Source organism: Desulfosarcina sp., from assembly GCF_041551955.1.
In the GTDB taxonomy this organism is placed as follows: Bacteria; Desulfobacterota; Desulfobacteria; order Desulfobacterales; family Desulfosarcinaceae; genus Desulfosarcina.
The window spans coordinates 1-11752 of the sequence record NZ_JBFELV010000131.1; the positions used below are offsets into that span (position 1 = coordinate 1).

Genomic DNA, 11752 nt, shown 5'->3' on the forward strand with positions numbered 1-11752 from the left:
GCTAGTGAATTCAGGATCTACAATCCCGAAATGGCGCATCTGAAAGGGATCGCCGTAAAGGACTGGAGTTCTCTTGACGACCTGCCAGACCTGATTCTCTATTCAGGGTCTTATGATAAAGGCGCCAACAGTATCGACATTCATTAGAACCGTTCTCATTAATCGTCTATGTGTCCATGGGGCAGCGTTGTGCAACGGCGAAAAAATGCTCACAACCTACATGGTTGCAGCGCTTTTTCGCCGTTGCATGCCTTGCCCTGAACCCAGGTCCTTATCTTTGAGATACCTAAAGAAAAGCTGCCGTCAAGCGTCCAATTATAGTGATGGCCAATTGAAGAAATTCCCTTGGCCGCCTTTCGTGGGCAAGACTGATGGTATGGGAAAATACCTGCCTGAGAATAAGGCGAGCATTTTTTTCAGGAAACCCGGCTTAATTCCGACAGTCTAATCACCGGCCATCTGCATATACGGCACCCGCCGATGGAAAAATCTTTCAACCACTTGTTATAACAATCAATAAAATTATTCTAACCGCGCTTGACAACGCTCATTTTCGCTTTAAATTTGCCATATCTGTAACAGGCGGCACCCTGCTTTCATCCGCTACAAGTTAAGGCGGGCGGGTGGATTCGATTGCCGTTTCCACGGTTACCGGTATGTGCGACCCACCCTCCCGCCGGGTTCTCAGATAATAGCGAAAAAAGTCAGTGACAAGGAGAAAAAAATGAAGGTCAAACCACTTAATGACAGAGTGCTGGTAGTTCGTGTAGAAGAAGAAAAGAAAACCGCCGGGGGCATCATCATTCCGGACACAGCCAAAGAAAAACCCATGGAGGGCAAAGTGATCGCTGCCGGCCCCGGCAAGCTGGATGAAAAAGGCAAGCGGGTGCCCATGGAGTTGAAAAGGGGCGAACGGGTGCTCTTTTCAAAATATGCGGGCACTGAAATTAAAATCGATGGTGTCGAGCACCTGTTCATGCGTGAAGACGATATACTTGGTGTAATCGAATAATGGGGGAGGATATACTGATGTCTGCAAAAAAAATTATCTATGGTGCGAGTGCTCGTGCGTCGATGCTCAAAGGCGTCAACACGCTGGCCAATGCGGTGAAGGTAACGCTTGGCCCCAAGGGCAACAACGTGGTGTTGAACAAATCCTTCGGTTCGCCCCTGGTAACCAAAGACGGTGTAACCGTAGCCAAGGAGATCGAACTGACGGATAAGTTCGAAAACATGGGTGCACAGATGGTCAAGGAAGTGGCCAGCAAGACCAGCGATGCGGCCGGCGACGGCACCACCACCGCGACCGTGCTGGCCCAGGCCATTTACACCGAAGGCCAGAAGTTGGTGGCCGCCGGCGTCGACCCCATGTCCATCAAGCGCGGCATCGACCTTGGCGCGGTCGCTGTTGTCGATGCACTTAAAAAGCAGTCCAAACCCACCAAGGACCGCAAGGAGATCGAGCAGGTGGGCAGTATCTCCGCCAATAACGACGAAACCGTGGGCAAGCTAATCTCCGAAGCCATGGAGAAAGTCGGCAAAGAGGGCGTCATTACCGTTGAAGAAGCCAAGGGCATGGAAACCACCCTGGACATCGTCGAAGGCATGCAGTTCGATCGGGGGTATATCTCCCCCTATTTCGTCACCAATGCCGAAAAAATGGTTGTCGAACTGGAGGAGCCCTTCATCTTGATCAATGAAAAGAAAATTTCCAACATGAAGGATATGATCCCCCTGCTGGAATCGGTGGCCCGTTCCGGCAAACCCCTTCTGATCATCGCCGAGGATGTGGACGGCGAGGCCCTGGCGGCATTGATCGTCAACAAGCTGAGAGGCACCTTGAAGGTTGCCGCCGTCAAGGCCCCCGGTTTCGGTGATCGCCGCAAGGCCATACTCGAGGATATCGCCATCCTCACCGGCGGCCAGGTCATCTCGGAAGATCTGGGCATCAAGCTGGAAAACATCACCCTGACCGACTTGGGAAAATGCCGCACCGCTAAAATCGACAAAGACAATACCACCATCATCGACGGCACCGGCGCTAAGTCTGCCATCGAAGGCCGGGTGCGCCAAATCCGCGCACAAATCGAGGAGACCACCTCTGACTATGACCGTGAAAAGCTCCAAGAACGGCTGGCCAAACTGATCGGCGGTGTGGCCGTGGTCAGTATCGGCGCGGCAACCGAGACAGAAATGAAAGAGAAGAAAGCGCGCCTGGAAGACGCGCTGAACGCCACCCGTGCCGCCGTTGAGGAAGGTGTTGTCCCTGGCGGCGGCGTTGCCTTGATCCGCTGCATAGCCGCCCTTGAGAAGGTTCAGGCCAAGGGGGAGGAGAAGAACGGCGTGGCCATTTTAAAGCGCGCCCTTATGGAACCCATGCGCCAGATCGTCTGCAACGCCGGCCTGGAAGGCTCGGTGGTCATCAACAAGGTCCTGGAAGGCAAGGACGACTACGGCTTCAACGCCGCCACTGAACAATTTGAGAACCTGCTGGCATCCGGCGTACTCGACCCGACCAAGGTCGTGCGCTTCGCCCTGCAAAACGCGGTGTCCGTGGCCGGCCTCATGCTGACCACCGAAGCTATGATTGCCGACAGGCCCGAGAAGAAAAAAGCGCCGGCAATGCCGCCAATGGGCGATGACATGTATTAATCCGCATCGCTTTTGGGGAAATATGGACAAAACCTGCCTGATGGTCCAGCGATCGGGCAGGTTTTGTTTTTTTGGCCATTCCTGCTCGATTGCTTGAAAAACAAACGCGGTTGCTCATCGTATTGCGATGATTAACTAATCTAAGGCGAACACATTTTATGGAGAAAAATAATGCTCATTGCAATTAGCGAAAAAGTGCACGTCGTTGTTAGAAGAACTTTTGAAACCGATTTGAGACGCCATTTCATAGGGGAAATCAAGGCTGCCAATGATTCAATTGCGCGAATTGAAGGTTACTTCATGGTGTTTGACAAAAGCAGAAACACCTTCATCAAAAAGCCTAGCCCACGAGTTACGATTATGGACTTATCAAGTAGTGGGTATTGGGTTAATATCATTCCCAAAGATGTTACACTTACAGACCTGACATACATCTACGACAGCAACAATAAGTTAACACTAACTGATGAAAAATCATTTCAGTTGGATATCAATGAGTTTGGAGCACTTCGATAAGAATCGAATCTAACCTATCCTAACCATGTAGGGAGCCTTTGTGTCCACCATCGCCAATATCGTTGTCGGTCTCATCGCAATCGTGCACGTTTACATCCTCGTGCTTGAAATGTTCCTCTGGGACAAACCGGCCGGACTTCGCGCGTTCGGCCTGTCACAGGAAGCCGCTACATCCTCAAAAGGGTTAGCCGCCAACCAGGGGCTGTACAACGGCTTCCTGGCTGCCGGCCTCATCTGGGGGTTGAGCCTCGGCAGCGACGGTGCCGGTGTGAAGATGTTCTTCCTTGGCTGTGTCCTGGTTGCGGGTGTGTATGGCGCAGCAACTGCCGGTCGAAAAATTCTCTATATCCAGGCCATCCCTGCGGCCATCGGACTGCTTGCCGTCTTCCTGTCCTGAGCGCTTGGCCAAGCCTTACCCCGGTCATTGAATATCGAATTCGGTTCGCTCCCATACCCCGCCGCAGGGGACGGGGTATGCGCTTGCTATCGCGGTTCATCGCATTCGGGAAGCCTCTGCGCCGCCTCGACTTTCACGATTGCGGAATTGAAAATGGGGCCGCCGCCGATGCCTTGAGAAACGCCGGGGACCAGCGAATTCAGCGGCACACCGTTCAAACCGGTCAACGGGCGCGGTGCCCATAGGGTGCCCGGCAGAATCCTGTCGGTCACTTTCGCGCGGACGGTGACCAAAGCCAGTTCATTGGACACCGCCACCACGTCATTTTCCTCGATAGACCGATTGGCGGCGTCATCCGGGTGAACCCAGACGACCGGGGGAATGGGGCCGAACACGTCCGTGAACTGGCTGTGCGTGTAATTGGCCACCGAACTGTTAAGCAGGACCATCCAGGATTCTTCAAGCGGGAGCGAGTGTTGGACCGGCAGCGGTGTCGACCCGGCATGCGACACCGTCGCCGCCAACTCGATTTTTCCCGAAGGTGTTTGATATGCATCGTTTGGCCGACGTTTCACTTCAAGGACCTCACCGGCAAGGAGTTGCTTCACCCCGCCTTCCCGGAAGGTATGCCCAAGTGTCTTCTCCAGGGCCTCCCACGGATCTTCGTAAAGCCAGTCGGCAGTCAGGCCCAGCCGTTCGGCGAGCCGCTGCATCACCTGGATTTCATGCCAGCTGTCCCCCAGCGGCGCGATGGCTTGCTCCGACAGTCGGCTGTAGGGATGGTGGTCGGAAATCGCGACGTCCCGCTTCTCCAGGAAGGTGGGCGCCGGCAGAACCACATCGGCGCGGGAGGCGGTTTCCGACCAGTGGGTGTCATGCACCGCCACGAACACATCCTCACGATCCAGGCCATTCCGCACGGCGGTCTGGTCGGGAAGCGTCATGGCCGGGTTCGACCCGAAAACATAAACGAATTTGAATTCACCGGCCGCCAACCGGCGACCGATGCCGGTCTGGCCCACCACCTTGCCCCGATGCCCTGACATCCGCCGACCGTTGATCGTCGGCCAGTCAATCTCATGTGCTTTAGCATTGCTGTATTGAAATCCCCGGTGAAGCCCCAGCAATGCCGGCAGCAATGCCACGGCCCTGGCTGCCTCCGCGCCCTGCATGGACTTTTGAAGGCCGAATCCGATCATGAATGCCGCCGGCCGATGGGTCATCAGCAGCTCGGCGATCTGTGCGACGACATGCCCGGGAACACCGCTTGCCTGTTCGACCCGCTGCGGCGTCCACTCCATGGCCGTTCGAGCATATGCCGGAAAACCTGTGGTCCATTTGTCGACGAACCCCTGGTCGACGCCGTCATTTTCGATCAGGTACCGGGCGATGCCGTAGCACAGGGCAACATCGCTACCGGGCCGGGGCTGGACCCAGATGTCGGCCGCCTCGGCTGTGGGGCTTTGGCGCGGATCGACACTGACGATAATGGCCCCCCGGTCCTTCCTGGCCTCTCTGGCCATGGCCCATATGTGCGACGCACTCACCTTGGCATTGTTGCCCCAGAACAGGATGACCGTCGACGCGGCCATGTCCGTCAACTGAAGACCGTAACTCAGCCCGTAATGCAGACCGATGCCGGTGTGACCAGAACTGCTGCACAGGGCATAGTCCGTGGTTGTCGCCCCCAGGGCGGACCAAAGCCGCTTGGCGAAATGCCAGGCCAGAAACCCGGTGTTCCCCGCATAGTCGTAAAGCAACAGGGATTCACTGCCGTGGGTGGCGGTGACGGCTTGAATCCGATCTGCAACCAGCGACAGGGCAGCGTCCCAGGAGACACGGGCAAAGGGCTCCGGCTCGCCGGCTTTAGATTTCACATGCGGATACAGCACCCGATTATTGCTATACACGCGCCGGGGGTCGCCTTTTCCCCTTGGGCAGAGGAATCCCCGGGTTGCCGGGTTCAGGGTGCTGCCCCGGGTCGCAATGAGTTTCCCCCGGTTCACGGAGACATCCATGAAACAGGTGTCCGGGCAGTCACGGTGGCATACGGTCTTGATGGTTTTCAATGGGATGGCCTTTCTGCAGGGGGGTGTCCGGATGCAAGCATCTGCCAATCAAGTTTCCCTTATCATCCTATTCGGCGCCTGAACCCCTTGATCAACCGGCCGTCGATCGCGATCAACCCCATGAAGATCAGCGCCATTCCGCCGAAGGCATTCCACCCGGGCCGCTCTCCCAACACCATGACCCCTAAAAAGATGGCACTGGCCGGGATCAGGAAGGTGACCAGCAGTATGTTGGTGGCCCCGGCAACGGCAAGAACACGAAAATAGATAATGTAAGCCAAAGCGGTGCTGACCGCGGACAGCCCGAACAGCGCCGCCCAGGTGGCGGCGCCGGGTGCCAGGTGCCACGGCTGCTCGACGATCAGGGCCGTGGGCAGCATCATGACCGTCGAACCGCACAGCATGCCCGCGGACACGACCACCGGGTCCATGGACTTGAAGCGGCGGCCGTAGATAGCGGCGCATGCATATGAAACGGAGGCACCGACGACAGCCAGTTGGCCCAGCGCCTGGATGCCAAACCCACCCAACGACTCGATGCCGATCAGCACCACCACGCCGAACCAGCCGACCAGCACTCCGGCCATGCGGTTGGTTGTGAGGCGCTCCTCGCGCGTCAGCAGGTGGGCGAGAACCACGCTGAAAATCGGTGTGGTGGCGTTCAGGATCGAGGCCAGACTGCTGTCGATATGGGTCTGCCCCCAGACGATCAGGCTGAATGGAATCACATTGTTCAGGGCCCCTAGAACGAAAAACGCCCCCCACACGCCGGCGGATATGGGCATTTTTTTTCCGGTCAACCATACGACGGCCAAAAGAATCATCGACGCGAAACCCACGCGGCACAGCACAATGGTCAGCGGCGTCATCTCTTTTACGGCGACGCCCACAAAAAAAAAGGAACCGCCCCAGATAACGGACAAAATCAGGATCAGTCCCCATTCCCTGACGCCCATGATGGCGTTCACATCCGTGGAGTGGGCCTGCTTCGCCAGCGTATCACCTGAATCGACGGCGGTGCTAATTGATTTCATACTTTGCATGCCTCTTTACGATTTCGGATCGAATGGTTCAGGCCACTTATACCCGTTTACTCGTCGCTTGGCGACCCGAATATTGCTGGAATTGAAAGCAAGATTCGGGTGGCTATCCGGCGTTGTCTCCGTTAGAATGGCCCCATCACGCTGATGGAGGCAAAAATGAACCCGATCGACTATTCACAACAATCCGAGGACTACCGGCGCATCGAAAAGGCCATCCGTTTCATCGAGGAGAACTTCAGGTCCCGGCCGACCCTGGATCAAATCGCAGCGCATGTAAACCTCAGCCGATTTCATTTTGACAGGCTGTTTAAACGCTGGGCGGGAATCAGCCCGATCCAATTCCTCGGCACCCTGACTCTGGACTACACCAAACAGAAACTGGCCGAATCCAGGAGCCTTCTGGATGCCGCGCTGGCCGCCGGTCTGTCGGGGCCGGCTCGCCTGCACGATCTGTTCGTCACCTTCGATGCGATGACACCGGGAGAATTCAAACGGATGGGCGCGGGACTGGAGATCCGCTACGGGTTCAGCCCGTCTCCGTTCGGCGACTGCCTGATTGCCCGAACGGAAAGGGGAATCTGCCATCTGGGATTCGTGGACGGCAGCAACCGGGCCGATGCCCTGTCGCAGCTTGACGCGGCCTGGCCGGGTGCGGTGCGGGTTGAAAGCCGAACCGATATCCGCCTGATTGCCGGCCGCATATTCAATCCTGAACCCGCAGATGGATCGCGTCCGCTTCACCTGCAGCTCAAAGGGACCAACTTCCAGATCAACGTCTGGCGGGCGCTGATAGCAGTGCCTGCAGGCAGCTTCGTCACCTATCAGGATATGGCCGGGTATATAGGACAGCCCAGGGCGTTCAGGGCTGTTGCCAACACCATCGCCAGCAACCCAGTCGCATACCTGATCCCCTGCCACCGCGTCATCGCCAAATCAGGATTGATTCATCGATACCGATGGGGAACGGTCAGAAAGAAAGCCATGGTGGGGTGGGAAGCCGCCGGGGCAGGATAGCCTCATTGTGAAAAGCGCGCAGATGATGACGATGTTCGAAGCTGGGAAAAGGGATCGGCCATTACTCGGCCGGATCGTGCAGGCTGCGCATAACGCCGCCTCCGGCATGGCCATCAGCCTGCCGAAGGGGATGGGTTCTTCACAAAATCAGTCTTTATTTATCCGGGCCAGGATCTCCTTCTCGCCTTCCCGTTTCAACCGCTGCACCTCATCGAGAATCTTGCCGGCCAGGGGTTCGGGCTGGTGGGTCTCCACGATCCTGCGCACCTCCTCGCGGACACGATCCTCCATGGTCGGCTGGCCGGCCGCCTGCCAGGTGGCGATAGGCTGCCGGTTCAACAACCTAGCCTGCCAAAGCTCCTTGCGCAAATGATCCACTGTGTGTCGCTGGGCCAGGAAATTGCCTCCGGGCCCCACGGCGTCGATCACGTCGCGGGCCAGGGTGTCCGCATTCACGGTGATGCCTTCGATGAAGCGCTTGGTCATGCCGATGATTTCGTTGCCCATGACCAGCTGCTCGCAGGAGCAGGCCATGCCGCTGGCCATGTAGCCCACGTCGTGGATCAGGTTCAGACCCGCCAGGGCCTGGCTGAAAATGGCGAAGGTGCTCTCGATGCCGGACTGGGCATCCAGACGCTTGGCATCGGTGGCGCCGGCCAGGCCCCATGTCGGCAGGCCGAATGACTGGGCCACCTGGGCCTGGGCCGCCAATCCCAGGCTCCCTTCGGGCGCGCCGAAGGCCATCAGGGCGGTGGCCATGTCCAGGATGCCGACGTTGCCGCTCATGCACACCGGGCAGCCGGGATTGCGCAATTGGGCCAGGACGATATGGATCAGGGATTCAGCGGTGATCTGGACCACGGTGCCGGCCAGGGTCATGGGTGACGTGGCACCGGGCTGAGCCGTGGATCCGGGCACCTGGGGCATGAACCGGTCGGCCGCGATAAAGATGCGCTCCACCACCTCCTGGGGAAACACAAACGGCGAAATGGCCTCCGGATAGAGCAGCACGAATGGGCGCTCTCTCAGCCGATCGGCCCCGCCGGCAACCACCGCTGCCATTTCAAAAACATAGTCGCATCCCAAGGGGGTGTATCCGATGAAGACCATGGGCTTGATCGTGTTGCTGACCACCGCTTCAAACTCGTACAGGTCAGCCACGGATCCGTTGACGTCCTGAGAAGAACCCATGGGCATAACAAAGTCGATGTTGGGCAGGGCGTCGGCCACCCGGGCGCCGATGGCGATATCCTCGACCCGCGTTTCATGGTACTCGCCAGTAAGGGCATCCTTGGTATTGGGACTGGCCGTCGATGTGCTGTAGTGACTTTTGCGCCCCTCCACCTCCATGGCCCGGCGGCCGCATCGGTCATAAATGGTCCACCCTTTGGGAACCGTCGCCAGGCAGCCTTCGACGATGTAGCGGGGAATCTTCACCCGTTCGTCCTTGACAATGGCGCCGGCGCCGGCCAGCATCCGCCTAGCACCCGCGTGAAGGCATTTGAACCCCGATTTTTCGATCACTTCGAAAGCGGCCTGGCGAATTTCCCAGACCTGGTCTTCGGTCAGGACCCGCATCTCAACGCTGCGGGTTTGGGTCCGTGAGGTTTGAATCACCGTTTGCCTCCATTATTTAACGGTTTCGTAAAAAACCCGATATCTGCGTTACGCTTCATTCTTCGTCATTGCTGAGTACCATAAGTACCCTGCCTACGGCACCCGCAATAGCGGTATTCCTCAGAATTCGCAAGCCTTGATCTCGGGCTTTTTGCGAAACCGTCGGAAATCCAGCTTTCTAAGCGATCATTATTGATAGCCGGAAACAACCGCCTCGATGGCGCCGGCCATCTTCGGGTCCATGGGTGTTGCCGTGTGCGTTTTTAAAATCCGGTTCAAGCGCTCATGGGCACGGTCCAAAAGGCTGGTTTTACCTTCCGCCGACCAGCCCTCATAGCTGTTCCGACAAAACAACCGGGGACGCCATTGCGTGCTGCGAACATGTTTGAGGGTGTGGGGTTGGGTGAGAAATTGCCCCTGCCGCCCCCCCTGGCCGATGACCGCCACGGCCAGATGATCGTCGTCGACGACAATGCCCTTCTGAATCCGGCGGATTTGGTCGATCACCTCATCCATAATCACAATCATCTCCAGGCTGCCGGTCAGGCCGAAATCTAAGTAGCCCACGTCGTGGTTGAGATTGGAACCGGCGGCGGTGGACAGGTACGTGAGCAGACCGGCCTCGTATGTGGCCTGGCCGTCGGGTATTTGGGCATCGCTGGTACCGGCATAACCCCAGTTGGGGATGTCGAAGTAGTGGCTCATCTCCACCATGCCCATATAGGCCATGAGATATTCGGGCGCGTTGTAGGAGCACTGGCTGGTGGCCATGTCCAGCACAGCGGCCCCCATACCCATGAGAAAGGGCGCGCCGGGCGCGGTAAGCTGGTGGACGACCAGACCGAAAAAACATTCTGCCAGGCCCTGAACCACGTGGCCGGCGACGGTCATGGGTGCGGTGGAGCCGGCGATGGGAGCCGGGGAGTAGATCACCGGCATGCCCGTTTCGGCACAGAAAATCAGCTTGTCGATACTCTTGAAAGGGTGTTTGAGCGGGCTGATGGGCTCGGCATACTGGACCCAGTAGGGCCTTTCACGCAGCTGGGGTTCGCCGCCCCTGAGAATTTTGGATATCTCCCACATGGCCGACAGGTCGTCGCGGCTGTCCGCCGTGTTGACGATGGGCTTAATGGAGTTGGCCGCCATGGCGGCAAAGCTTTCCACGTAGGATCGCTTGGCGTCGATGTCGTGGGGATGGGCAAAAGACATGATGAAATCGATGTTGGTCAGGGCGTCGCAAACCCGGGCCGCCCGGGCGATGTGTTCCAGGCGGGTATGCGTCCGCGCCAGGGTCTTGCCGTCCACGTGGTACATGAGGTCGGAGCCGGTGCCGAAATAGGCCCGCCGTCCCCCAAGATCCATTACATGCTCGCCCTCCCGGTTGAACATGGGAATGTTGGCCGGTGCACTGTCCACCGCTTTTTCCACCAGCACGGTGGGAATGGTGATCAAACCGTCCGCATCCTGCCGGCATCCGGCGTCCTTGAGCAGTTTCACGGCGCCGTCGTGCTGCAAGCTCATGCCGGTGTGTTCCAGCACCGCAAGGGCCGCGTGGTAAATTTTTTCCTTGTCCGTTTCCGATAGAAAGGTCAGCGTGGGTGCAAAGGCATTGGCTTCCAGGTTCATAGTCGATTTTCCTATTTGGCAGGTTGCGATACCGCTGCCGGTTGAACGCTTGACGATGTGGCTTCCTCGGCGTCGATGCCCAGCGCGGCCAGTGTCGTTTTCAATGGGCGTCCATTTCTGTCCCAGCCCATGGCAGTGTAAAACTCTGACAGCATCTGTTGTAAGATCGCCGGTGTCAGGGCCGTGTCCCCTTCACGGAAAAACATCTCCGGAAGCCAATCGTCGTCCATATCAGGCGCATGCTTGAGATTGAACAGGCGCTCCATGGCGGCCACACGGTCTCCGATGCGAAACAGATCCTCGGCGCACAGGGAGAGGCCGGTGATCGCCGAGGCGAGGACGGCTTCGTTTTCCAGATCGAAGGTGCCTAAAAGCGACAAGGTGGGCACCTTGCAGAGGCCCAGGCTGTCCACGATGATGTTCACCAACGCGGCCCGACGAACCAACCGACCTTTGCCCGACGGCCGTTTGGTGTCCACCGATTCCGCAGATCCGAATGCATCAGCTCCCTTTTGCGCCGTCCAGCGATGCTCCAATGAGGAATACACATTGTTGTAGTCGCCCCCCCGGCTGGATATGGCATACCCCAGCGCGCTGCCCAATATGCCCGCCGGATGGTAGGCGGTCAGTTCCAGTCCTTTCACATGGGCGGCATAGTGGTGGGCATCCTTGCCGATAATTGCTGCGGCCCGGCGAACCCCCTGGGCCAGAATCTGCCCCACCGAGGGGTTTCTCACTTCTTGTACCATAGTTCCGTATACCGGCTGGCCTTGAGACAGTCGACGACGTAGTACATTGGTTTTCATCTCGTGGACTCC

At 57.7% G+C, this 11752-nt stretch carries 10 protein-coding genes and 1 pseudogene; 5 read left to right on the plus strand and 6 right to left on the minus strand.

The window, feature by feature from the left end; genetic code table 11:
• The first annotated feature begins 724 nt into the window (after positions 1–724).
• The 4 genes from groES (at position 725) to ABYV26_RS11805 (ending at position 3565) form a co-directional block, all read left to right on the plus strand.
• Positions 725–1012, plus strand: coding sequence for a co-chaperone GroES (gene groES, locus ABYV26_RS11790; protein WP_372681223.1), 288 nt, complete (start codon positions 725–727; stop codon positions 1010–1012).
• Between the two features lie 17 nt (positions 1013–1029).
• On the plus strand, positions 1030–2652 hold the full coding sequence (gene groL, locus ABYV26_RS11795) for a chaperonin GroEL (protein ID WP_372681225.1): 1623 nt from the start codon (positions 1030–1032) through the stop codon (positions 2650–2652).
• Positions 2653–2823: 171 nt separating this feature from the next.
• A complete protein-coding gene (locus ABYV26_RS11800) occupies positions 2824–3168 on the plus strand; it encodes a hypothetical protein (RefSeq protein ID WP_372681227.1) in 345 nt (114 codons plus the stop codon).
• A gap of 40 nt (positions 3169–3208) precedes the next feature.
• Positions 3209–3565: a DUF1304 domain-containing protein gene (locus tag ABYV26_RS11805; protein WP_372681228.1), complete on the plus strand. Its 357-nt coding sequence runs from the start codon at positions 3209–3211 to the stop codon at positions 3563–3565.
• 86 nt (positions 3566–3651) lie between these two features.
• Here ABYV26_RS11805 and ABYV26_RS11810 read toward each other — a convergent pair whose 3' ends face one another.
• Together ABYV26_RS11810 and ABYV26_RS11815 are read right to left on the minus strand one after the other, a co-directional pair.
• Positions 3652–5634 carry a molybdopterin-dependent oxidoreductase gene (locus ABYV26_RS11810; protein ID WP_372681229.1) on the minus strand — a complete coding sequence of 661 codons (1983 nt, stop codon included), beginning with the start codon at positions 5632–5634 and terminating at the stop codon, positions 3652–3654.
• Between the two features lie 62 nt (positions 5635–5696).
• Positions 5697–6668, minus strand: a complete 972-nt coding sequence (locus ABYV26_RS11815; RefSeq protein ID WP_372681231.1) for a DMT family transporter — start codon at positions 6666–6668, stop codon at positions 5697–5699.
• Between the two features lie 165 nt (positions 6669–6833).
• On the opposite strand from ABYV26_RS11815, the gene ABYV26_RS11820 reads away from it, so the two are divergent.
• Positions 6834–7691 carry a methylated-DNA--[protein]-cysteine S-methyltransferase gene (locus tag ABYV26_RS11820; protein ID WP_372681233.1) on the plus strand — a complete coding sequence of 286 codons (858 nt, stop codon included), beginning with the start codon at positions 6834–6836 and terminating at the stop codon, positions 7689–7691.
• On the opposite strand, the pseudogene ABYV26_RS11825 reads toward ABYV26_RS11820, so the two are convergent.
• The 4 genes and pseudogenes from ABYV26_RS11825 to ABYV26_RS11840 form a co-directional block, all read right to left on the minus strand.
• A pseudogene (locus ABYV26_RS11825) lies at positions 7611–7829 on the minus strand (hypothetical protein); the annotation flags it as partial. The gene ABYV26_RS11820 and the pseudogene ABYV26_RS11825 overlap by 81 nt on opposite strands.
• A 9-nt stretch (positions 7830–7838) precedes the next feature.
• On the minus strand, positions 7839–9308 hold the full coding sequence (locus ABYV26_RS11830) for a trimethylamine methyltransferase family protein (RefSeq protein WP_372681234.1): 1470 nt from the start codon (positions 9306–9308) through the stop codon (positions 7839–7841).
• Positions 9309–9497: 189 nt separating this feature from the next.
• Positions 9498–10934 carry a trimethylamine methyltransferase family protein gene (locus tag ABYV26_RS11835; RefSeq protein ID WP_372681235.1) on the minus strand — a complete coding sequence of 479 codons (1437 nt, stop codon included), beginning with the start codon at positions 10932–10934 and terminating at the stop codon, positions 9498–9500.
• Positions 10935–10945: 11 nt separating this feature from the next.
• A partial coding sequence (locus ABYV26_RS11840; protein ID WP_372681236.1) for an aldehyde ferredoxin oxidoreductase C-terminal domain-containing protein occupies positions 10946–11752 on the minus strand: 807 nt, incomplete at its 5' end.